Source organism: Pantoea sp. sgz302252 (genome assembly GCF_042610525.1).
In the GTDB taxonomy this organism is placed as follows: Bacteria; Pseudomonadota; Gammaproteobacteria; order Enterobacterales; family Enterobacteriaceae; genus Erwinia.
Map to the genome: position 1 here is coordinate 123,272 of NZ_JBHDVM010000001.1, position 22,543 is coordinate 145,814.

24 protein-coding genes are annotated in these 22,543 nt (G+C 53.9%); 16 read left to right on the top strand and 8 right to left on the bottom strand.

Annotated features, from left to right (window positions below):
• The first annotated feature begins 267 nt into the window (after positions 1-267).
• From ACETPC_RS00470 to ACETPC_RS00505, 8 genes are all read left to right on the top strand, one after another.
• Positions 268-1,926 (top strand): methyl-accepting chemotaxis protein, encoded by a 1,659-nt coding sequence (locus ACETPC_RS00470; protein WP_380177558.1) that lies wholly within the window; start codon positions 268-270, stop codon positions 1,924-1,926.
• 304 nt (positions 1,927-2,230) lie between these two features.
• On the top strand, positions 2,231-3,103 hold the full coding sequence (gene cheR, locus ACETPC_RS00475) for a protein-glutamate O-methyltransferase CheR (protein ID WP_380177560.1): 873 nt from the start codon (positions 2,231-2,233) through the stop codon (positions 3,101-3,103).
• Positions 3,103-4,152, top strand: a complete 1,050-nt coding sequence (locus ACETPC_RS00480; protein ID WP_380177562.1) for a chemotaxis response regulator protein-glutamate methylesterase — start codon at positions 3,103-3,105, stop codon at positions 4,150-4,152. Before cheR ends, ACETPC_RS00480 begins: the two co-directional genes overlap by 1 nt.
• 40 nt (positions 4,153-4,192) lie before the next feature.
• On the top strand, positions 4,193-4,582 hold the full coding sequence (cheY, locus tag ACETPC_RS00485) for a chemotaxis response regulator CheY (RefSeq protein ID WP_034935773.1): 390 nt from the start codon (positions 4,193-4,195) through the stop codon (positions 4,580-4,582).
• A 9-nt stretch (positions 4,583-4,591) separates the two neighbouring features.
• A complete protein-coding gene (gene cheZ, locus ACETPC_RS00490) occupies positions 4,592-5,233 on the top strand; it encodes a protein phosphatase CheZ (RefSeq protein ID WP_380177565.1) in 642 nt (213 codons plus the stop codon).
• Positions 5,234-5,384: 151 nt separating this feature from the next.
• Positions 5,385-6,530 carry a flagellar biosynthesis protein FlhB gene (flhB, locus tag ACETPC_RS00495; RefSeq protein WP_380177567.1) on the top strand — a complete coding sequence of 382 codons (1,146 nt, stop codon included), beginning with the start codon at positions 5,385-5,387 and terminating at the stop codon, positions 6,528-6,530.
• A complete protein-coding gene (gene flhA, locus ACETPC_RS00500) occupies positions 6,530-8,611 on the top strand; it encodes a flagellar biosynthesis protein FlhA (protein WP_380177569.1) in 2,082 nt (693 codons plus the stop codon). Before flhB ends, flhA begins: the two co-directional genes overlap by 1 nt.
• Positions 8,611-9,003 (top strand): flagellar protein FlhE, encoded by a 393-nt coding sequence (locus tag ACETPC_RS00505; protein ID WP_380177571.1) that lies wholly within the window; start codon positions 8,611-8,613, stop codon positions 9,001-9,003. The genes flhA and ACETPC_RS00505 overlap by 1 nt, the downstream gene beginning before the upstream one ends.
• Positions 9,004-9,173: 170 nt before the next feature.
• On the opposite strand, the gene ACETPC_RS00510 is transcribed toward ACETPC_RS00505, so the two are convergent.
• Positions 9,174-9,590, bottom strand: a complete 417-nt coding sequence (locus ACETPC_RS00510; RefSeq protein ID WP_380177573.1) for a hypothetical protein — start codon at positions 9,588-9,590, stop codon at positions 9,174-9,176.
• 95 nt (positions 9,591-9,685) lie between these two features.
• On the bottom strand, positions 9,686-10,045 hold the full coding sequence (locus ACETPC_RS00515; RefSeq protein ID WP_380177575.1) for a tlde1 domain-containing protein: 360 nt from the start codon (positions 10,043-10,045) through the stop codon (positions 9,686-9,688).
• Positions 10,046-10,870: 825 nt separating this feature from the next.
• Between ACETPC_RS00515 and ACETPC_RS00520 the strand changes: the two genes are divergently transcribed.
• Both ACETPC_RS00520 and ACETPC_RS00525 read left to right on the top strand, forming a co-directional pair.
• On the top strand, positions 10,871-11,023 hold the full coding sequence (locus ACETPC_RS00520) for a hypothetical protein (protein ID WP_380177577.1): 153 nt from the start codon (positions 10,871-10,873) through the stop codon (positions 11,021-11,023).
• Between the two features lie 205 nt (positions 11,024-11,228).
• Positions 11,229-11,603, top strand: a complete 375-nt coding sequence (locus ACETPC_RS00525) for a helix-turn-helix domain-containing protein (RefSeq protein WP_380177579.1) — start codon at positions 11,229-11,231, stop codon at positions 11,601-11,603.
• 475 nt (positions 11,604-12,078) lie between these two features.
• On the opposite strand, the gene argS is transcribed toward ACETPC_RS00525, so the two are convergent.
• Positions 12,079-13,809 (bottom strand): arginine--tRNA ligase, encoded by a 1,731-nt coding sequence (argS, locus tag ACETPC_RS00530; protein WP_380177581.1) that lies wholly within the window; start codon positions 13,807-13,809, stop codon positions 12,079-12,081.
• A 196-nt stretch (positions 13,810-14,005) separates the two neighbouring features.
• Complete coding sequence (locus ACETPC_RS00535; RefSeq protein WP_380177584.1) at positions 14,006-14,134, bottom strand: hypothetical protein; 129 nt, start codon at positions 14,132-14,134, stop codon at positions 14,006-14,008.
• 308 nt (positions 14,135-14,442) lie between these two features.
• Here ACETPC_RS00535 and ACETPC_RS00540 point away from each other — a divergent pair, with 308 nt between their 5' ends.
• Positions 14,443-15,009: a VOC family protein gene (locus ACETPC_RS00540; protein WP_380177586.1), complete on the top strand. Its 567-nt coding sequence runs from the start codon at positions 14,443-14,445 to the stop codon at positions 15,007-15,009.
• On the opposite strand, the gene ACETPC_RS00545 is transcribed toward ACETPC_RS00540, so the two are convergent.
• The gene (locus ACETPC_RS00545; RefSeq protein WP_380177588.1) at positions 14,998-16,146 is read right to left on the bottom strand and encodes a MalY/PatB family protein; all 1,149 of its coding nucleotides are present in this window, start codon (positions 16,144-16,146) and stop codon (positions 14,998-15,000) included. The two genes, ACETPC_RS00540 and ACETPC_RS00545, sit on opposite strands and share 12 nt — an antisense overlap.
• A gap of 100 nt (positions 16,147-16,246) precedes the next feature.
• On the opposite strand from ACETPC_RS00545, the gene cutC reads away from it, so the two are divergent.
• Both cutC and ACETPC_RS00555 read left to right on the top strand, forming a co-directional pair.
• Positions 16,247-17,002: a copper homeostasis protein CutC gene (gene cutC / locus ACETPC_RS00550; RefSeq protein ID WP_380177590.1), complete on the top strand. Its 756-nt coding sequence runs from the start codon at positions 16,247-16,249 to the stop codon at positions 17,000-17,002.
• 149 nt (positions 17,003-17,151) lie between these two features.
• Positions 17,152-18,006 carry a hypothetical protein gene (locus ACETPC_RS00555; protein ID WP_380177592.1) on the top strand — a complete coding sequence of 285 codons (855 nt, stop codon included), beginning with the start codon at positions 17,152-17,154 and terminating at the stop codon, positions 18,004-18,006.
• Positions 18,007-18,034: 28 nt separating this feature from the next.
• On the opposite strand, the gene ACETPC_RS00560 is transcribed toward ACETPC_RS00555, so the two are convergent.
• A complete protein-coding gene (locus ACETPC_RS00560; RefSeq protein WP_380177594.1) occupies positions 18,035-19,132 on the bottom strand; it encodes a glycerol dehydrogenase in 1,098 nt (365 codons plus the stop codon).
• Positions 19,133-19,291: 159 nt separating this feature from the next.
• Here ACETPC_RS00560 and ACETPC_RS00565 point away from each other — a divergent pair, with 159 nt between their 5' ends.
• The 3 genes from ACETPC_RS00565 (at position 19,292) to ACETPC_RS00575 (ending at position 20,659) form a co-directional block, all read left to right on the top strand.
• On the top strand, positions 19,292-19,915 hold the full coding sequence (locus ACETPC_RS00565; RefSeq protein WP_380177596.1) for a LysE family translocator: 624 nt from the start codon (positions 19,292-19,294) through the stop codon (positions 19,913-19,915).
• 74 nt (positions 19,916-19,989) lie between these two features.
• The gene (locus ACETPC_RS00570) at positions 19,990-20,202 is read left to right on the top strand and encodes a hypothetical protein (RefSeq protein WP_380177598.1); all 213 of its coding nucleotides are present in this window, start codon (positions 19,990-19,992) and stop codon (positions 20,200-20,202) included.
• Positions 20,147-20,659, top strand: a complete 513-nt coding sequence (locus ACETPC_RS00575; RefSeq protein WP_380177600.1) for a DUF2335 domain-containing protein — start codon at positions 20,147-20,149, stop codon at positions 20,657-20,659. Before ACETPC_RS00570 ends, ACETPC_RS00575 begins: the two co-directional genes overlap by 56 nt.
• A gap of 108 nt (positions 20,660-20,767) precedes the next feature.
• Here ACETPC_RS00575 and cmoB read toward each other — a convergent pair whose 3' ends face one another.
• Together cmoB and cmoA are read right to left on the bottom strand one after the other, a co-directional pair.
• Positions 20,768-21,733 (bottom strand): tRNA 5-methoxyuridine(34)/uridine 5-oxyacetic acid(34) synthase CmoB, encoded by a 966-nt coding sequence (gene cmoB, locus ACETPC_RS00580; RefSeq protein ID WP_380177602.1) that lies wholly within the window; start codon positions 21,731-21,733, stop codon positions 20,768-20,770.
• The gene (gene cmoA, locus ACETPC_RS00585) at positions 21,733-22,473 is read right to left on the bottom strand and encodes a carboxy-S-adenosyl-L-methionine synthase CmoA (RefSeq protein WP_380177603.1); all 741 of its coding nucleotides are present in this window, start codon (positions 22,471-22,473) and stop codon (positions 21,733-21,735) included. Before cmoA ends, cmoB begins: the two co-directional genes overlap by 1 nt.
• Between the last annotated feature and the right edge of the window lie 70 nt (positions 22,474-22,543).

A 22,543-nucleotide genomic window follows, 5' to 3' on the forward strand; every position in this document is an offset into this window, starting at 1 on the left:
GATATAAATTCGCCCAATAAAAACTATTTCTATCAATAAGCCCGGTTTGAGTACGCCTGTTTTCAGGCGGCTCTGGCCAGGCTTTTTTATTAGTCGCGTTACCAATGGAATTATTCTCTCTGTTGCTGTTAACGGAACGACAGGTAATTTGCGGCACAGGCATTAATAAAAGAAAAGCGATCGCAGCAATGCCCCCATCTTCCCCAATAAAGTTCCCCCAGCCCTTGCCGATAACTAAATCAAATAGCCCCCCCAACTGAGGTAGTTATGTTTAAGAGTATAAAAGTGGTGACCGGCCTGGTCAGCGTGCTGGTGTTGTTTGCCGTGCTGCAGTTGGGCACGGGCGGTTTGTTCTTTAAAACCGTACAGAGTGATAAAGAGAATTTTGAATTTAACCAGCAAATGCGCGTATTGCAGCAGGCGATGGGGACTTCCTGGGTTTCGCTGGTACAGGCGCGTAATACGCTGAACCGTGCCGGGATCCGCTACCTGCTGGACGTCAATAAATCAGGCGTGGGCACTTCTGCTAACGATCTGATGATTCAGGCGCAGACCGATCTGGCTACTGCCGACAAATCACTGGCGGTCTTTAACGCCACGCTGAGCGAAGACGGCAAAAAAGCGGAAGACGTGCAGGCGCTGCTGGCGAACTATAAACAGTTCCGCGATGCGCTGGCGGAGCTGATCGTGATGATGCAGACCAACCGCTTCAACGACTTTGTCGCCCAGCCGACGCAAAGCTACCAGGAGCAGTTCCAGCAGGCTTATAACCACTGGCTGGACGTGATTAACGGCCTGACCGAAAAAGGCATCAAAGCTAACGATGACGCTTACCATCAGAGCATCTGGCTGCTGCTGGGCGTGCTGCTGGTTTCCGCTGTGGTGATCGCGCTGGCCTGGAGCGGCATTCGTAAGCTGCTGCTGCTGCCGCTGAACAGTAATATCGAACATATCCGTCACATCGCCAGCGGCGACCTGACGCAAACCATTGAAGTCGAAGGCCGTAGCGAAATGACGCAGCTGGCGGAAAGCCTGCGCGATATGCAGCTGGCGCTGGTGCGTACGGTAAGCGATGTGCGCGACGGTTCTGATGCTATCTATACCGGCGCGACAGAAATCTCTGCGGGCAATAACGATCTCTCTTCACGTACCGAAGAGCAGGCCGCTTCGCTGGAAGAGACCGCTGCCAGCATGGAGCAGTTGACCGCTACCGTGAAGCAGAACGCCGAAAACGCCCGTCAGGCTTCGCAGCTGGCGCTGAGCGCTTCCGAAACCGCGCAGAAAGGCGGCAAAGTGGTGGACGGCGTGGTGAAAACCATGAGCGACATTGCGGGCAGCTCGAAGAAAATCGCTGATATCACCAGCGTGATTGACGGCATCGCTTTCCAGACCAATATCCTGGCGCTGAACGCCGCAGTAGAAGCTGCGCGTGCAGGCGAGCAGGGCCGTGGTTTTGCGGTCGTTGCTGGTGAAGTACGTAACCTGGCGCAGCGCAGTGCCCAGGCCGCGAAGGAAATCAAAAGTCTTATTGAAGATTCTGTCGCGCGTGTCGATACCGGATCGCAACTGGTGGAAAGCGCAGGCGAAACCATGGCGGATATCGTTAACGCCGTAACCCGCGTGACCGACATTATGGGCGAAATCGCCTCCGCTTCCGGCGAGCAGAGCCGCGGTATCGATCAGGTCGGCATCGCCGTCACTGAAATGGATCGCGTTACGCAGCAGAACGCCTCGCTGGTGGAAGAATCCGCCGCCGCCGCCGCCGCGCTGGAAGCCCAGGCGAGCCGCCTGAACCAGGCTGTGGCCGTGTTCCGTATTCGTAAAGAGAGCATCGCGCAGGCAATTAGCAAGCCGTTGGCACCGGTAGCCGCGCCGAAGAAAGCGCAGGTTGCCACCGTCTCCAACGATAACTGGGAAACCTTCTAATCGTGCCAGCCGCCCTCAGCAGAGGGCGGCGCTAAACCCGGTGAACCCGGCAGCAAAAAACAGGGATTTAACGCAATTTAGCCTCAGGAAGTTCGAACTGCTGCCGATAAACAGATAAGCAATCTGAATTTGTAGTCGGCCAACCCGAAGTGCAAAGCAGAATAACAGAACGCCGCGCTGGTAGTGGAAGCGGCAGCAGCCCCAGGCACGCTCGGTTCAGGTAGCGGCAAACTGCCGCAGGGTACTGGCCTACAGGGAAAAAAGAACATTAACCCCTTATCTGTACTTTGCAGGGTGGATCCGGATGAAAAAATCGACCTTATTAGCACCACCGGAGAACGCAACGATGCTGGCACAAATGGTACAGCGCCTGCCGTTATCCGATACGCATTTTAAGCGTATTAGTCAGCTGATTTACCAGCGTGCCGGCATCGTACTTGCCGACCACAAGCGTGAAATGGTTTACAACCGGCTGGTGCGCCGTCTGCGCACGCTGGGAATAGATGATTTTGGCCGCTATCTCGCACTGCTGGAGAGCGACTCTAACAGCGCGGAATGGCAGGCGTTTATTAACTCGCTGACCACCAACCTGACGGCGTTTTTCCGTGAGGCGCACCATTTCCCGATCCTGGCTGAGCACGCCAAACGGCGTGGCGGCAGTTTCAACGTCTGGTGTGCGGCGGCTTCAACGGGCGAGGAGCCTTACTCTATCGCCATGACGCTGGCGGAAACCCTGGGCACTGGCCCGGGCAAATTCCAAATCCATGCCAGCGATATCGACACTCAGGTGTTGGAAAAGGCGCTCTCGGGCGTCTATCGCCAGGAAGAGCTGCGTACGCTGTCGCCTCAGCAGCTGCAACGCTTCTTCTTTCGCGGTACCGGCCCGCATGCTGGCATGGTGCGCGTGCGGCCTGAGCTGGCTAATACCATCACTTTTACCCAGCTGAACCTGCTGGGGAATGAGTGGGGCGTGCCCGGGCCGTTTGATGCGATTTTCTGTCGCAACGTAATGATCTATTTCGACAAAGAAACGCAGGAAAAGATCCTGCGGCGTTTTGTCCCCATGCTGAAACCTGGCGGCATTCTGTTTGCCGGACATTCTGAAAACTTCAGCCAGATCAGCAAAGAATTTTACCTGCGAGGCCAGACGGTTTACGGGCTGACTAAGGAAAGATAATGGGCAAAATCAAAGTATTATGTGTTGATGACTCCTCGCTGATGCGTCAGCTGATGACGGAAATCATCAACGGTCATTCAGACATGGAGATGGTGGCAACGGCACCGGATCCGCTGGTGGCGCGTGACCTGATTAAAGAATTCAATCCCGATGTGCTGACGCTGGATGTAGAGATGCCGCGCATGGACGGACTGGATTTTCTGGAAAAGCTGATGCGCCTGCGGCCAATGCCGGTAGTCATGGTCTCTTCGCTGACCGGCAAAGGTTCGGAAGTGACGCTGCGCGCGCTGGAATTAGGTGCGGTGGATTTTGTCACCAAGCCGTCGTTAGGCATCCGTGAAGGCATGCTGGCCTACAGCCAGATGATTGCCGATAAAGTACGCGCCGCCTCAAGAGCGAAACTGCACGTACGTCGCTCTCAGCCGTCGCCGGTAATGCTGAAAGCCGGGCCGATGCTGAGCAGCGAAAAGCTGATCGCAATCGGCGCGTCGACGGGCGGTACGGAAGCGATCAGGCACGTATTGCAGCCGCTGCCTGCCACCAGTCCGGCGCTGATGATTACTCAGCATATGCCGCCAGGCTTTACCCGCTCTTTTGCCGAGCGGCTGAACAAGCTGTGTCAGATCACGGTAAAAGAGGCGGAAGACGGCGAACGTGTGCTGCCAGGCCATGCCTATATCGCGCCAGGCGCGATGCATATGGAGCTGGCGCGCAGCGGCGCAAACTATCAGGTGAAACTGCACGACGGCCCACCGGTCAATCGTCATAAACCTTCGGTAGACGTGTTATTTAAATCAGTAGCGCAACATGCCGGTCGTAACGCCGTAGGCGTCATCCTGACCGGAATGGGCAACGATGGTGCCGCAGGTCTGCTGACCATGAACAAGGCCGGCGCCTGGACCATCGCCCAAAACGAAGCGAGCTGTGTCGTATTTGGTATGCCCCGCGAAGCTATCGCGCTCGGGGGAGCCAGTGAAGTGGTGGATCTCCACCAAATCAGCCAGCACATGCTGGCCAAAATTAGCGCCGGACAGGCATTACGTATCTAACGCAGCGCCCGTCCGCGGGGCTACACAAACAGGAGTAATTATGGCTGACAAAAATATGCGGTTTCTGGTGGTCGACGATTTCAACACTATGCGTCGTATCGTCCGTAACCTGCTGAAAGAGCTCGGCTTCAATAACGTTGAAGAAGCAGAAGACGGCGTTGACGCGCTGGCTAAACTGCGTGCCGGCGGCTTTGACTTCGTGATTTCCGACTGGAACATGCCGAACATGGACGGTCTGCAGCTGCTGCAAACCATTCGTGCCGATGGCACGCTCGGCAAGCTGCCGGTGCTGATGGTCACGGCCGAAGCCAAAAAAGAGAACATTATTGCGGCTGCTCAGGCGGGTGCCAGCGGCTATGTCGTTAAACCTTTCACCGCAGCAACCCTTGAAGAAAAGTTAGGCAAAATCTTCGAAAAGCTGGGTATGTAAGGAGCCGAGATGAGCGAACTTCCGAAACCAAATGGCGATGCGTCCGCGCACGACATTATCTCCCGAATTGGTTCGCTGACGCGGATGCTGCGCGACAGCCTGCGTGAGCTGGGACTGGATCAGGCCATTGCTGAAGCGGCGGAAGCCATTCCCGACGCCCGCGACCGCCTGGACTACGTAGTGCAAATGACCGCTCAGGCGGCCGAACGCGCGCTGAACTGCGTGGAGGCTGCACAGCCGCGTCAGACAGAGATGGAGAAGGGAGCGAAAGCGCTGAAAGGCCGCTGGGATGAGTGGTTTGAGAATCCTATCGAACTGGCAGATGCCCGCTCGCTGGTGACGGATACCCGTGGTTATCTGGAATCGGTGCCGGAGCATACCGGCTTTACCAACGCGCAGCTGATGGAAATCATGATGGCGCAGGATTTCCAGGACCTGACCGGTCAGGTGATCAAGCGCATGATGGATGTGATCCAGGAAATCGAGCGCCAGCTGCTGATGGTGCTGCTGGAAAACATGCCGGAACAGCCTGCACGACCGAAGAAAGATGCGGACAGCCTGAAAAATGGACCGCAGATCAACGGCGAAGCGCCAGGCGTGGTGGCGAACCAGGATCAGGTCGACGACCTGCTGGACAGCCTCGGGTTTTAAGTTCTCTCCAGGGCCGATACTTATCGGCCCTTTTTTGCCATCCCGCAAATAACCCCCTTTTTACGCGTTTACTCGCGGCATCATCCCTGCGCCTTTTTGGCATGCTAGCGCCATAGATTATCCATCCAGCATCTCCTTTTGAGGGTAGCCCGTGTCTGGTGACAGCGAAGAGGAAAAGACCGAATCCGCAACCCCCCACCGACTTGAAAAAGCGCGTGAAGAGGGCCAGGTTCCGCGTTCGCGCGAGCTGACCTCGGTGCTGATGCTGGTGGCGGGCTTAGGCATTCTGTGGATGGGCGGCGAAAGCATGGCCCGCAAAATCGGTCAGTTACTGGCACAGGGGCTGGTTTTCGATCATTCAGTGGTCAGCGATACCAGCCAGATGCTGCATCTGATTGGCAGACTTTTCGTGCAGGCAGTCTATACGCTGCTGCCGATGATGGCCGGACTAATTCTGGTGGCGATAGCCGCGCCTATGCTGCTGGGCGGCGTGCTGATCAGCGGTAAGGCGATCAAGGTCGATTTCGGCAAAATGAACCCGATTAAAGGTCTGGCCAAGCTGGTTTCCGCGCAGACGGCGACCGAACTGGCGAAATCGGTGCTGAAAGCGGTGCTGGTCGGCTGCGTAACCTGGCTCTATGTCAGACACAACTGGCCGGACATGATGCGCTTAATCAGCGAATCACCCTATACCGCGCTGGCCAGCTCGCTGAACATGATCGCCATGTGCTGCGTGCTGGTGGTGCTGGGCCTGGCGCCGATGGTGGGATTCGACATTTTCTGGCAGCTCTACAGCTACTACAAAGGGCTGCGCATGACCCGCCAGGAAATCCGCGACGAATATAAACAGCAGGAAGGCGACCCGCACGTTAAGGGCCGCATTCGTCAGCAAATGCGAGCGGCAGCGCGCCGCCGCATGATGGCCGACGTGCCGAAGGCAGACGTCATCGTCACCAACCCGACGCACTATTCTGTGGCCTTGCAGTATGACGAAAAGAAAATGAGCGCGCCGAAAGTAATAGCCAAAGGCGCGGGCGATATAGCGCTGCGCATTCGCGAGCTTGGCAAAGAACACCGTATCCCTGTTTTAGAAGCGCCGCCGCTGGCGCGCGCGCTCTATCGACATAGTGAAATTGGTCAGCATATTCCCGGTACGTTATATGCGGCTGTTGCAGAAGTGTTGGCCTGGGTCTGGCAGCTCCGTCGCTGGAAGCTTGAAGGCGGCCTGGCCCCGAAAAAACCTGCTAACTTACCGGTGCCGGAAGCGCTGGACTTTGGCTCTGGAGAGAAAGACTGATGGCGAACCTGGCCACCCTGTTACGCTTACCTAATATGAAAGATACCCAATGGCAGATTATGGCCGGGCCGGTATTGATTATGATGATCCTGGCGATGATGGTGCTGCCGTTGCCGCCGTTCATCCTCGATCTGCTGTTCACCTTTAATATCGCGCTGTCGATTATGGTGCTGCTGGTAGCGATGTTTACCCAGAAAACGCTGGAGTTTGCCGCGTTTCCTACCATCCTTCTTTTCTCTACCTTATTGCGCCTGGCGCTGAACGTCGCTTCGACCCGTATCATCCTGATGGAAGGCCATACTGGTGCAGGCGCGGCGGGTCGCGTGGTGGAAGCCTTCGGCCACTTCCTGGTGGGCGGCAACTTCGCCATCGGTATCGTGGTCTTTATTATCCTGGTAATCATTAACTTTATGGTTATCACTAAAGGTGCGGGCCGTATCGCTGAAGTTGGCGCGCGCTTTGTACTGGACGGGATGCCTGGTAAGCAGATGGCGATCGACGCCGACCTGAACGCCGGATTAATTGGCGAAGACGAAGCCAAGAAGCGCCGTGCCGAAGTTACCCAGGAAGCGGACTTCTACGGCTCGATGGACGGTGCGAGTAAGTTTGTTCGCGGTGACGCCATCGCGGGCATTATGATCATGGTCATCAACGTTATCGGCGGCCTGCTGGTGGGCGTAGTGCAGCACGGTCTGGATGTGGGACACGCGGCGGAAAGCTATACGCTGCTGACCATCGGCGACGGTCTGGTTGCGCAGATCCCGGCGCTGGTTATCTCTACCGCAGCTGGCGTAATCGTAACCCGCGTCGCAACAGATCAGGACGTGGGCGAGCAGATGGTGACCCAGCTGTTCAAAAACCCGCGCGTAATGATGTTGAGCGCTGGCGTTCTTGGCCTGCTGGGGCTGATCCCGGGCATGCCTAACCTGGTGTTTCTGCTGTTTACTGCTGCGCTGCTGGGCCTGGCCTGGTATATGCGCGGCCAGGAGAATAAGCCAAAGGCCGCGCCGCAAAACAGTATCGTGAAAAGCGCGGAAACGCCGGTTAACCTTGAAGCATCCTGGACCGACGTACAGCTGGAAGATACCCTGGGGATGGAAGTAGGCTACCGTCTGATCCCGATGGTGGATAACACTCAGGATGGTGAGCTGCTGGGCCGCATTCGCAGCATCCGTAAGAAATTCGCGCAGGAGATGGGCTTTCTGCCGCCGGTGGTACATATCCGCGACAATATGGAATTACCGCCAGCGCGCTACCGTATTCTGATGAAAGGGGTGGAAATCGGCAGCGGCGACGCCTATCCGGGCCGCTGGATGGCGATTAACCCGGGCACGGCCGCAGGCACTTTGCCGGGCGAAGCCACGGTAGACCCGGCCTTTGGCCTGGCCGCTATCTGGATCGACAGCGCGCTGAAAGAGCAGGCGCAGATTCAGGGCTACACCGTTGTGGAAGCAAGTACCGTGGTCGCCACACACCTGAACCACCTGATCGGTCAGTACGCCAGCGAGCTATTCGGTCGCCAGGAAGCGCAGCAGCTGCTGGATCGCGTCACTCAGGACATGCCGAAGCTGACGGAAGATTTAATCCCGGGCGTGATCACGCTGACCACGCTGCACAAGGTGTTGCAGAACCTACTGGCAGAGCGTGTTTCTATCCGTGATATGCGTACCATTATTGAAACGCTGGCGGAGCATGCGACCGTACAAACCGATCCGCACGAGCTGACATCCGTTGTGCGTGTGGCGCTGGGCCGTGCTATTACCCAACAGTGGTATCCGGGTAACGGCGAAGTCCAGGTTATCGGACTGGATACCACGCTGGAACGTCTGCTGCTGCAGGCGCTGCAGGGCGGCGGCGGTCTGGAACCTGGCCTGGCTGATCGTCTGCTGGCGCAGGCACAGGGCGCGTTACAGCATCAGGAATCTCTGGGCGCGCCGCCGGTGCTGCTGGTTAATCATCCGCTGCGCGCGCTGCTGGCCCGTTTCCTGCGTCGCAACCTGCCGCAGCTGATGGTGATTTCAAATCTGGAGCTAACCGACAACCGGCAGATCCGCATGACCTCGACTATTGGCGGTCACTGATGAAAAAGGCGCTGCTGTTACTGTTCTGTGTACCGCAGCTGGCGCTGGCTGCCGGAGGCGCCTGGCACGCCTCTTCGCCGGGGCCAGGCCTGATCAATCGCGGCATGCAGTTTTCGTCGCCGGGTCTGAAGGCCACTGCGCCGGTAAACGGCGCGATAACGGAAATCAGCTGGCGCTATAAGCTGAACGGCCCAATGCCATCCGGTTTTGCGGCCTGGCTCTGCGCCGAAAATCGCTGTGTGCAGCTTGATGGCGCCAGCGGCACGACGCGAGGCCTGACCAACATTCAGGCAGGCGAGACGCTGCATTTTGTGTACGGTCTCCAGGGAAGAGGGCGCTTGCCGCAGACGCTGCGGGTACTGGGTAATGAAGTGATGGTAAATTACCGCTAAAGCAGGCAAAACGCAGCAGAAGCAGAGGTTGATGACAAACTCTTTGTCGCGTTTAACTCAGTGGCGGAGCGGTAGATCGGACCAGTGAAGCGCCGTCCCCGATGGCTCGGTTGGTGCCGCCATGCGTCTACCTGGCCGCCCAGCCTCTGCCGCTATCAAAACATTTTCCATCAGGGCGTCTGCGGGTTAAACGTTTTATTTCCCCATACCATTTCGCCGCGCTGCTCTTCCTGCTCAATTTCCGCCATAGCCGCCTGCATAATGCCCAGGCACTCTTCGGCAGGCTTCCCCGCTTTTTTCAGGGCAGCGCTAGCCAGCGCATAGTATTTTAGCGTGGCAGCTTTGCTATAGGACATAATGGCAGGAACAGCGCAAATGCTGCCGGAATCAAACCGCTGCACAAGCGTATCAGGCGAGGCGGCAATTTTATCCGTAGCCTGAAGCGTAGCCAGCGGTTGATTAATTAATGCAAAACTCAGGGCCTGCGTTAGCTCAATAGCCTGCGGGTCACTAAGGGAGTCACTTATTGTTTTTATTCTCTCAGGCAAGGCGGCAATTAACTGACTGTCGCCTTTTGCAATAGCCATAACGAATTGCTGCCAGCTTTTTTCTTTTATCGCTGTACTACAGCCTGCGGACAGAAAAAAAAACGCTGGAATGATAAAAAGAACAGGCAACTTCCTCATCGTACAACCTCCAGTATTCTGTCCTGGGAAGACCAGATACGCTCCCGGGTAAAAAGATTAAGTATAATACAACCCTGTGAAGCAAACCCTGCCGGTTTATCTACCCGCTCGCCGTGAATACGAAAGGCCGTTCGCCCAAATGTCTCGCCGGATACCTGATTAAGCACAATGGTCGCCGGGCCTTTTGAATGAGTACGCTGAGTAATATGCCACCTGCCGCGTGGGATCGGCCCCATGCCCCTGACATGTTGACGATCGGGATTGTTTTTATTGGTCAGCGCACCGGAATAACCCCGCGCTATATACTGGCCATTGTGATAGAGATTGCCGGTGCTTTGCTGATAAATCCATGCCATATGCATACTCCTTATGCTGATTTAATTTATTCCCTGTTTCTCTTTCGGAGAGGTGTAGCTGCCCTTATTAAACGATTGTTGTTGCCAGAGCTAAGCTATTTCGGGCTGCTGCTATTTACATCCGCAATCCTGCCCGAAAACAATGCACCTGAAGTAAATTATTTTATTTGATCGCAATCAAAATGCTGGCAAATAGTGAATGACGCTGTAATTAGTGGTTTTGGTTAGTTCTTTATCTAAGCTATTCGGTTAGTAAGGTGTTTTTATATTTATCGCTAACTGCAATTGACAGCAATACGCTGAATATTTTTTTGCGATATCTCTCTAATATTTTTGTTTGTTGTTTCATGTGTTCTCATGTTTTCAGGATCTCCCTTCCATAATAAAATAAATGTAAGGTTTGGTGGGGAATTTAAAGCCTGTACAGTATTGACGGATAAAAGGAAAAGCATAAAGTGGGGGAGTCGTAGCGGCGTAGTAATAGCGAAGCCTGCGGGTAGCTGGTGGAATATAACAAACGTTGTAACGGCTTAACTGGAAGTTTACTGCCGTGCAGGCAGCTTAGAAACGGTAGCGCCAGACGCGTCAGATGTTATCAATGTACACTGTCATACAGGCAGCTTAGAAAGCCGCAAGAAAACGTATTCACTGCCGTACAGGCAGCTTAGAAATCACTCAGGTGGCTCATATCATCAGGCTCTTAGCCCCATAAATACAACCTTTTTACGATAAAATGCCGGAAAAAGGTTGTATATTTATCGGTTAAGGTTATATTTCATCCAATGGTACAAACGGATATGTTTACCAGCGATGCAGAGGCTCAGGATGGCTAAAGTTGAATGGACAATAAAGGCTATCAAACAGTTAAAGAAGATTGATAGTCGTTACAGAAAGATTGTCACAGAGAAAGGGAACGCGCTCAGCGGCTTTCCAAACGTGGATATGGATATTGTTCGGCTGATCGACAGAAAAAAATGATTTTCGCATGCACATTGGGAACTATCGGGTTTTATTCAGTGTATTTAATGGAGTACCAACAGTGATCTCAATCTCAGAAGTTATACGCAGACAATCTAAAACCTATTAATGCAACATTGGAAGGCTATTCTTATAGCCCGCATAAAAATTATCCACTAGTCAGCATCAGGCTGTTGTCAATCAAAACAGCGCATAAGGGAAAAATATGGGTCGCATCCAATTTTTGACTGATGATCGCGGCATTCGCCAGTCAGCCGTTGTACCAATTGAGCTTTTTAACAAACTGGTTGAGGCTGCCGATCTGGATGAATTTTATGAGTTTGTATCTGTAGAGGCAGGGCCACATGATAATGAGCGAGTGCCTGGAGAAGTTGTCAGTATCATGATGGATAAGGAAATTTCTTTACAGGCAGCGTGGCGAGTTTTTCGCGGACTTTCACAAAAAGAAGTCGCTAAAAAGCTAAACATGACTCAGGCAGCCGTTTCAAAAATGGAACAAAGCACTAAGCCTCAAATAACAACATTAGAGAAGCTCTCAACTCTTTATGATTGTCAAATCACGCAATTAACGCTGGATTAACTACTCGCGCCTGTCTGAATTTGCGGCTGGGGGCCTTTCGACATCATTATTGTTCCTTCCTGAAGGAACAATAATGATGTCAGGCTTGATTATGTTCACTCCCCTATAGCGCTTAGAAAGCCAGGGGATTTCAAATCTCTTCAGACTACTGAACCTGAAGCGATGGAAGGCCTGCGGCTGGAGCAAAGCATTACGGGCCATGGACGGCCCGTACTGAGCTGCTATGGAAGGCGCTTTTTGCGTCTTTGCGGAAGACACAGGCCCTCCTGAGCCAGCACCGGTATACTTTGTCAACAACTTCAAGGGATTTTAAATCCCTTGTGTCTGGCGGGGCCGCTTAGAAATTCACTAGCAATAAAAAAGGCCGAATAATCGGCCTTTCAATGGGTAAGAGATTTAACCTGGGTTAAACCCGATACCTCGCCAGCTTGCTAACCCTAAGGGCCAAACGTACGGCCCTTGAGTTGGACAGAGATTACATTCTTTCTACGGTTTCGATACCCAGCGTATCCAGACCCTGTTTCAGCGTCTTCGCCGTCAGCAGCGCCAGCTTCAGGCGGCTCTGCTTCGTTGCTTCGTCTTCTGCCGACAGGATTGGGCAGTGCTCGTAGAAGCCAGAGAAGAGACCGGCCAGATCGTACAGATAGGCGCACATCACGTGCGGCGTGCCATCGCGCGCGACCTGGGTAATCACTTCTTCAAACTGCAGCAAGCGTACGGCCAGCGCCGCTTCGCGATCTTCTTTAATAACGGTTTTGCCGGTTACCACAGATTCCTCGATGCCTGCTTTACGGAAGACGGAAAGCACACGCGTGTAGGCATACTGCATATAAGGCGCAGTGTTGCCTTCAAAGGCCAGCATATTGTCCCAGTCGAACACGTAATCCGTAGTACGGCTCTTGGAGAGATCCGCATACTTGACCGCGCCGATGCCGACGGTATTAGCCAGGGCTTTAAGTTCATCAGCCGGCATATCGGGATTTTTCTCGCTGACCAGTTTAGTCGCGCGTTCCACCGCTTCATCCAGCAGATCGGACAGCTTAATAGTGCCGCCAGCGCGGGTTTTAAACGGCTTGCCGTCTTTGCCCAGCATCATCCCGAAAGCGTGATGTTCTAACGGCACGGATTCTGGTACGTAGCCAGCCTTACGTACGATGGTCCAGGCTTGCTGCAGGTGCTGATGCTGGCGTGAATCAATATAGTAAAGCACGCGATCGGCATGCAGCGTCTCATAGCGGTATTTTGCGCAGGCAATATCGGTAGTGGTGTAGAGATAGCCGCCGTCTTTCTTCTGAATAATGACGCCCATCGGCTCGCCGTCTTTATTCTTATATTCGTCCAGGAAAACGACCGTGGCACCTTCGCTTTCTACCGCCAGACCTTTCTCTTTCAGATCGGCTACGATCCCCGGCAGCATAGAGTTATAAAGGCTTTCACCCATCACGTCATCACGGGTCAGGGTCACGTTCATACGGTCGTAAACTTTCTGGTTCTGCGACATAGTGATATCGACCAGACGTTTCCACATTTTACGGCAGTACTCGTCGCCGCCCTGTAGCTTCACTACATAGCCGCGCGCGCGCTCAGCAAATGCCGGGTCTTCATCATAAGTACGCTTGGCTTCACGATAGAAGGCTTCCAGATCGGACAGCGCAATCTCTTCATGCGCTTCGTTTTGCTGCTTCTCCAGATAGGCGATCAGCATGCCGAACTGTGTGCCCCAGTCGCCAACGTGGTTAGCGCGGATCACTTTGTGGCCCAGGAAGGAGAGGGTGCGCACCGCCGCATCGCCAATAATCGTGGAGCGAAGGTGGCCTACATGCATCTCTTTGGCAACGTTAGGCGCAGAGTAATCAATTACAATCGTCTGCGGCGCAACAGGTGCTACGCCAAGACGCGGCGCTGCAACAACGCTGTCTACCTGGCTTGCGAGCCAGTCGGCATCCAGAAACAAATTGATAAAGCCCGGCCCGGCAATTTCGACCTTGCTGACAATTCCCTGTAAATCCAGGTGTTTCAGCACCTCTTCAGCCAGCTGTCGCGGCGCTTTGCCCAGAGATTTCGCCACCGCCATCATGCCGTTTGCCTGGTAATCGCCAAACTGCGGCTTTGCTGACTGACGTACCTGCGGCTCGCAGTTGGCCGGAGCCCCTGCCGCGATCATCGCCTGACTGACTTTATCTGAGAGAAGAGCCTGAATATTCACCGGGTTACCTTATTATGCAAAAACGCCTGCATCGCGTGCAGGTCGTGATACTGAACGAAGCCGTACGGCCGTACGCCGACGCTAAAAAAGAAGGGAAAAAGTATACTGCATTTGGGGCGCAGTTATCCAGGCATGTAAACCGCAGTTATCAGGGGCAAAGGCAGGAAACAGCGTAAACTGTTCCCTGCATTTTTTGTCAGGGGCGACGGCGGTGCGGGCGATAAGGGCTGGCAATAGTCGTCTTTTCGTTACGAAGCTTCCAGTGCCGCACCAGAGCAAAGCCCATCATAACGATAAGCACTGCAATCAGTAATAACATCAGCATTTGCTATTCCTTGTGTGAGAAGCGAAACGAATCTATAAGCAATAAGAATACCCTACAAGAGCGGGCCAGGGATTTAAGAATAGTCGCATTGTATAAATTTAACTAAATTAAAACATTGGGTTAAGCCAAATTTCTTAAAGAAAATTTTGTATCTGAGCCATTATTAACTATAAAAAAGGGAGTATTTACTGATATTTTACAAATAAATCGACGCGTTGAGCTTTATTTCACCAGTTTAACTGGTCCGAAAGCGCGGAGCGGGAAACCTATAAATATTAATTTTACTAAAGAATAAAAAAGGAAAAGGCATGTTTTCAGGCGAAATTGCGGAAGAACTAAACGATCTGGCTAATGATTCTGCGCGTTTTTTACGTTCTCTTTACGAACTGGCGGCGCGGTTAGGGCTCGATTTAGCCTCGCTTTCTGCCGATCATATCGCTGTTCGCTGTCATCAGACCGCTACGGCGGAACGCTGGAAAAAAGGCTTTTTACAGCATGGCGTACTGTTTTCCGAAAAAACCATTGGCGGTCGGCCTATCGCGCTGTTCGAACTGCATCAGCCATTAAAAGTTGGGCCGTGGCAAATCAGCATGGTCGAGCTGCCGTGGCCCGGGAAAAAGGTCTATCGCCACGAAGGCTGGGAACATATTGAAATCGTTTTGCGCGGCGAAGAAAGCCAGCTAAGCGCCCGTGCGCTGGCGCTGCTGTCAGACGAGAGCCTGTCGAAACCGGGCATTGCGATAAAAAATAGCGCGCCAGAAGGCAAAGGCGAAAAACTGCCTAACCCAACGCTTGCGGTTAGCGACGGCCAGGTAACAATCAAGTTCCATCCCTGGAGCCTGAAAGAGATCGTGGAAAGCGAGCTAGCGCCTTAACGTCCGTACGGCTGCCTCCATCCGTCGAAGCGCTTCCAGCAGCAGGTCACGCGGACAGCCAAAATTCAGCCGTACAAAATTGTCGTCGCCAAAATCGCGTCCGGCAGAAAAGCCCAGCCCGTGCCGTTCAAAAAAGAGCGCCGGGCTGGCTACGTCGAGCGCGCTGGCGTCGATCCATGCCAGATAGGTGGCCTGCGGGCCGGCCAGTGAAAGCCCCTCAATGGCGTTAACTCGCTTATTTAGCAGATCTCGCGAGCCCCGCAGATAGGCCAGCTGTTCATCCAGCCAAGGCTGTCCGTTCTGCCAGGCTGCGGTAGCCGCCACCAGGGACAAAATATCCGGCTGCGGCACTATGCCCTGGCGAACTCTGTTAAAGCGCGCGCGCAGCGTCTTATCAGGAATTATCGCCAGCGAAGCGCCCAGCCCGGCTATGTTAAAAGTTTTTGAGGGTGAAATCAGCGTGATTGACCGCTGCTGCGCGTCTTCGCTGAGGCTGCCAAAAGGAATATGCTCCGCGCCTTCTTCCAGCAGCAAATCGCAGTGGATTTCGTCGGAACAGACAATCAAATCGTGGCGGCGGGCAAAATCCAGCTGTGCCTCCAGCTCTTCGCGACGATAGACAGTACCGCCAGGGTTTTGCGGATTACAGAGCATCAGCAGCTTTTCGTTACCGCTCATAACGGGCGACAGCTCGTCGAAATCGGCCAGCCAGCGTCCGCCATGTAGCCGCAACGGCGCATTAATTTGGCTACGTTCGGCCAACCTGGCCGCTGCGCGAAAGGGCGGATAAATAGGTGAGGGCGCGACAGTTCCCTGATGTGGCTCGGTAAAGGCGCGCACCGCAAGGTTCAGGCCACTGACCACGCCCGGCAACAGCACCAGCCATGCCGGGTCAATCTTCCAGCGATAGCGGGCCTGCATTCTGGCTACCGTTATTTCGATCAGCTCCTCTGGCGTCGAGCCGTAACCAAAAACGCCGTGCGCTACGCGCTGCTGCAAAGCATCAATCACGCATTCCGGTGAACGGAAATCAGTATCTGCTACCCAGAGCGGCAAAATATCCCGCTCGCCATATTTTCGCCATTTCAGACTATCGCTGTGACGGCGATCGATACGCTGGTCGAAAGTGCATGCCATGTTGGTTATTCCCGTTACTATTATTTTTAAAGTCTGTGATGAGACTAAACAGCGAAAATCATTAACACAACCAGCCAGCAGTCATTAACAGGAGGATGGCATGTTAAAACTGGAAGTATGCTGCTACGGGGTCGATTGCGCGCTGGCCGCGCAAACGGCCGGAGCCGACAGGGTCGAACTCTGCTCAGCGCCTTCAGAAGGCGGTCTGACGCCTTCGGCCGGTAGCCTGCTGCAGGCCCGTGAAGCCCTGACTATTCCGGTTCACCCGCTGGTTCGTCCGCGCGGCGGCGATTTTTGCTTTACGGAAAGCGAATTCCGGCAAATAAAGGCCGATATTGCCTGGATCCGCGAGCTGGGTTTTCCGGGGCTGGTGGTCGGTATTCTGGATGTGGACGGCCATATTGATATCCCCAGAATGCAACAGATTATGGCGCTTTGCGACGGCATGGCCGTTACTTTTCACCGGGCTTTCGATCTCTGCCACAGTCCGCTTACGGCTTTGCAGCAGTTGACGGATTTGGGCATTGCGCGCATTCTGACCTCAGGCCAGCAGCAAAGCGCAGAAAGCGGTTTGACGCTATTAAAGGAACTAAATCGCCAGACCCGCGGTCCAATTATTATGGCTGGCGCAGGCGTACGGATGAGCAACCTGCAAAAATTTGTCGAGGCGGGCTTAAGCGAAGTCCATAGCTCAGCCAGCCAGCGAATAGCCTCCCCTATGCGCTACCGTAAAGCCGGTGTTTCCATGAGCACGGTAGCCGAAACAGACGAATTCAGTCGTTCCTGCGTGGACAGCGATATGGTAGAAGCGATGAAAGCTTCTCTGGCGCTGGCTTCACCAGCAAGCGTAGCCTGACCCCGATTTTGCCGCACAGCACGCCAGTTCAGCGACGTGATGTTTGCAAGTACCAGGCCTCATCATTTTGGTGAGGCTTTTTTTCTGCCAGAGAAGCTGAATTGCCCTTACACTCAATAAAGTTTCCTTGCTGAGCCGCGAGTTTGCCGATGAGAATCGCCGCATTAACCGTAAGATTTCTTTTGCTGCCGTTAGCTATCGCTTCCGGCGCGGCCTGGGGTGCCGAAAATTGCTCTGCCAACGCCAAAAGGGTTAACGACAGCAACGGCCTGCTGCTGCTAGGCGGCACGGCCCAAGGGCCGGTAAAGCAGGTGGTTATGGGCGAATTTGGCAAAGACGTTAACCGGCAGCGGCGAATTCTGGGCGAATTCGATCGCTGCGGCTCGCTGCTGCGGGCGGATATCAGCATGGATAAAAACGAAGGCGATGTGGTGCTGAAAATGGCGCAAAACATTACCCGCATTGCTTCCGGCTGGCAGGCCATTTACGAAATGTCGGTATTCGCGCGGCAAAAGGGCGAGCTGGTCGAGGTACATAATAAACAAGGTATTATCAATTATCTTACCGGCAAAGCGGGCACTATTACCAGTTCATCAGAAACGTTTTTGCTTCAGGGCGAAAAGGGTTTTACGGAAACAACTAACAGCTATGACGATCGGCAACGGCTGATAAAAAGCGTGGCGCGTGGCTCAGATGCGCAGGCCAACGGCGAGTATCACTACCAGTGGAACGCTAAAGATCAACTGATCGCCAGCAGCTCGGCGGAAAGCGAAATGAAATGGCGCTACGACGACAAAAACCGGGAAAAAGGGCTTTACACCCGCACTCATAATCCGAATAGCGAACTGACCGTACTGGATGAATGCCAGCTGTGGGACGAGCACGATAACTGCACGCTGAACTATTCGCACGAAAGAGAAGTTTTTGCCCAGGGTGAGGTAGTGCGCAACATTAGCGCGGCCTGGCGCTTTGAGTATTGGGATACACCACAGGGCGAAAAATAAAGCGGCCCGCAGGCCGCTGTAACTCAGGTTATGCCACGGTCTGGCTGAAAGCGTCTACCGCCAGAATAGCGCTGGCGATATCCTGCGCGCTAAGGTTAGGATTGAGATTCTTCAGCGTATCGCCTTCGCTGTTGGCCAGTTCGCCAACCTTTACTAAATTCTCCCAGCTCTCATTTTCCAGATGCATCTCTTTGAGCGTGGTCGGCATCTTAATCGCGCGATAAAAACGAATGTAGCGCGCAATTTCCTCGTCAGGCCGCTGCTCCAGCACCATTTGCGTCAGCGTGCCGTAGGCGACTTTTTCGCCGTGCGTCAGATGATGGATATCGCCGTCAATGGCGGTAAAACCGTTGTGGATGGCATGTGCGCCAGCTAAGCCCGCGTTCTCAAAGCCTAGCCCGGAGAGCAGTGTATTAGCCTCGACGACGGCTTCTACAGCTGGCGTCACCACTTTCTTCTCCACTGCCTGATAAGCACTGAAACCCCAGGTTAATAACGTTTTTTCACAGGCTTCAGCTATGGCCATACCTGCAATGGTGGGATCGCCATCTACCATGGATTTGCTGTGCGAGCGCTTCACCGCCTGCGCTTCGACAAAAGTTGCCAGCCCATCGGCGATACCGGAAGCGAACAGCCTGACCGGAGCCTGGGCGCAAACCTGGGTATCCACCAGCACCAGATCCGGGTTTTTATTGTAAAAACGATAGCTCTCAAACACGCCGCTGTCGGAATAAATCACCGAGAGCGCGCTGCATGGCGCATCTGTAGAAGCAATGGTCGGCACAATCACCACCGGCTGCTTCAGCTCGTCGGCCACCGCTTTTACCGTATCCAGTGTTTTGCCGCCGCCGACGCCGATAACCAGACGTGCGTTAGCTTGCTTCGCCAGCGAGGCCAGCCGCGAAATCTCATTGCCGGAGGCTTCACCATTGAATTGCTGATAGTGAAATTCTACGCTGTGCTGGCGCAGCGAATCCTGAACCGCTTCACCGGTTAGCTTCCAGACGATCTCATCCGCCACCACAAAAGCATTATTGCCCAGTTCCGCCACGTATTCGCCCAGCTGCGCCATAATGCCGGCACCCTGCACGTATTTGCGGGGTGAAGAGAAAACAAATTTACTCATGGGAACTCCTTTTGGTGAAAAAAGTCGTGCAGGATAAACCCTAGACCTTTTACTGCCGAAAGGCTGGTGGAAAAGCGGCATTGCGGTAAAAATGCGATAAAGGCTACTGGGTTAAAACGATTAAAAACGATAAGCTTTCTTTTTTCTCAGGAGTCCGCCATGACCGCTTCGCTGTTAGCCTTTTTGTTTGCCATTACCTTACTGACCATGACGCCGGGTTTCGATACGGCGCTGATCCTGCGTACTTCTGCCGCCAGCGGCTGGAGAAAGGCGCTGGTCACCAGTATGGGCGTCAATGCGGGCTGTCTTGCATGGGGCATTGCGGTAGGGGTAGGGCTTGGCGCGCTGTTGCTGGCATCGGAAGTGGCCTATAACGCTTTAAGGTTGGTGGGCGCGGCTTATCTGCTTTGGCTCGGCGTAGGATTGCTGTTAAAACCCCGCAGCGCTTTTCAGACCGAGGCGCCGGAGGCGAAAAAGCAAAGCAGCTACCGCAGCGTTTTTATGCGCGGTTTCCTGGGCAACCTGCTGAATCCAAAAGTGGGCATCTTTTACGTTTCTTTTCTGCCGCAGTTTATTCCTGCGGGGAGTTCCGTAGCGCTATGGAGCATCGGTATGGCTTTCGCGCACGTCGTTGTGGGAACTTTGTGGAACGGCATGCTGATCGCTTCCACGCAATATTTCGCTGAAAAGCTGCGTAAGCCAGCCGTTATGAAAATAATGGATCGCCTGACCGGCTGCGTGTTTATCGGCTTTGCCGCTAAGCTGGCGCTGGCGAAGCGCTGAGCGGCTTGCCCATATATGGGCAACAGGTTTAAACTTCGTCATAATCAATGTGGAGCGCAAAAAAAGGAGGTTATATGCTAAAAACTACTCGTCGCTATCTGCGTGCCGTTGGCAGTGTAATGGCCATCATGCCTTCCACTGATTACATAAAAATGGTCTCTGATGAGAGCGAGACACAGATTTTCCGCAGGGATCAGCGTTCAATCAATAAGGATATGAAGAAGGTGATGAATGGCATCACAAAAAAATCAGGAAAAAATACCGACTCTCAGGGCCGATGCCGATAGTTTGGATGAACAAGAAAAACTTGATAAGGCTGCGGGAGAACTGGCAGAAACCTTTATTGAAAATCCAGTGTTGCTTGAACGGGTTCTTAATACGCCCGGGGTTATGAGCGTTTTCCAACATCAAATATCCTCCTTTCAGGGCCCTCTTCCTCCACCTTCCATGCTGGCTGATTATGACAAGATAATTCCTGGCAGCGCAGAGCGAATTTTGGCGATGACCGAACATGAACAGAAAAGTCGCACCTGTTCGAGAGATCAAGCGCTGAACGGGGCTATAAGCAAAGATAAACGCGGTCAGTGGATGGGGTTTGTCATTACGTTTGCAGTATTAATTATCGCTTCTGTTTTTGCCTGGAAGGGCAATACATTATTTGCTGGTACGCTTATCGGACTGGATCTCCTGGGTTTAGCGGCAGTTTTTGTTGTCGGACATAAATCAGATAAAAATGAAGATTAAGCATGCCTTACCCTGGAGAATTGTGCTCTCCTCAATAGTTACAACATACTTATAGGGTATGAGTTTGGCATAAGCAGGCCCGCACTTCGTGGGGCCTGTTTGTGAACCTTAGGGTTTCCGCGCCACCAGCACGGCGCGCAGCGGGGCAGGATAGCCTTCGACAGTTTTGGTGCTGTCGTTGGGGTCCAGAAACTCCGCCAGGGATTCGCTGGTCATCCAGTCGGTACGGCGCTGCTCTTCCGTTGAAGTCACGGAATAATCTGCAATCTTCACGTCCACAAAGCCGCACTTTTCCAGCCAGTTTTTCAGCGCTCCGGTAGAAGGAATAAAGTAAACGTTGCGCATCTGCGCATAACGCTCGCCCGGCACCAGTACCGCGTGTTCATCGCCTTCTACCACCAGCGTCTCCAGCACCAGCTCACCGCCGCTTACCAGCTGATTTTTTAGCTGGTAAAGATGATCCAGCGGCGAACGGCGGTGATAGAGCACGCCCATGGAAAAGACAGTATCAAAAGCTTTCAGCTCCGGCAGTTGCTCAATGCCCAGCGGCAGCACGTGCGCGCGCTGATCGTTACCCAGCAGTTTGCGTACCGCCTCGAACTGGCAGATAAACAGCTGCATCGGATCGATACCCACTACCAGATTCGCGCCAGCACCTACCATGCGCCACATGTGGTAGCCGCTGCCGCAGCCCACATCCAGCACGGTACGGCCTGCCAGCGGCGAAATATGCGGCAGTACGCGATCCCATTTCCAGTCTGAGCGCCATTCGGTGTTGATATTCACGCCGTACAGCGAGTAGGGGCCTTTACGCCATGGCATCAGATTGCGCAGCAGGCTCTCGATGCCGCCGCGCTGGCGCTCGCTCAACTGGCTGCTGTCGGCGGTCACGCTGTGCAGCAGATCCAGCGTTTCCGGAACCAGCGTCGGCAAATGCTCGACCGAGCGATCCCAGTTTTTGAAATGACCGTGCAGCTGCTCGCGCTGCCAGGCGGCAATCTGCGCAGGCAGTGTTTCCAGCCAGTGAGACAGCGGGCTTTTGGCGATTAGCTGATAAAAATTACCGAAATCCATTAGTTCGAACCTGCCTTCAGCGCGATCAGCGAGCCAAAATTAAAGCACTGGAACCACAGCTCAGCGTGCTCAAAACCGGCCAGACGCAGCCGCTCTTTATGCTTCTCCACGCTGTCGGTCAGCATCACGTTTTCCAGCATGCTGCGTTTCTGGCTTATCTCCAGCTCGCTGTAGCCGTTGGCCCGCTTGAAGTCGTGATGCATATTAAACAGCAGCTCGCCAACGTCGGCATCTTCAAAGCTGAACTTCTCTGACAACACCAGCGCGCCACCGGGTCGTAACCCTTGCCAGATAGTATTCAGCAGGGTCTGGCGCTCGGCAGGTTCCAGAAATTGCAGCGTAAAGTTCAGCACCACCAGCGAGGCGTTTTCAATTGGGATATTGCGGATATCCGCTTCGATAACCTCTACCGGCGTGTCGGCGCGAAAAGCATCGATATGGCGGCGGCAGCGCTCCACCATCGCTGGAGAATTATCCACGGAGATAATTTTGCAGCCTTCAGCCTTGATATTGCGGCGCACGGAAAGCGTAGCGGCGCCCAGCGAACAGCCCAAATCGTAAACCTGGCTGTGCGGCTGCACAAAGCGCTCGGCCAGCATGCCGATCATGGAAATAATATTCGAATAGCCCGGCACAGAGCGCTGGATCATATCGGGAAAAACTTCGGCCACGCGCTCGTCAAACGTCCAGTCGCCCAGTTTGGCAATCGGCGCGGAGAACAGCGTATCGCGGTTAGACATAGTGGTAAGTCCGGAACAAAAACGGAAAGGGCGTATTCTGGCAGAAAGCGGCGCAGGCTGCACCTTTTCC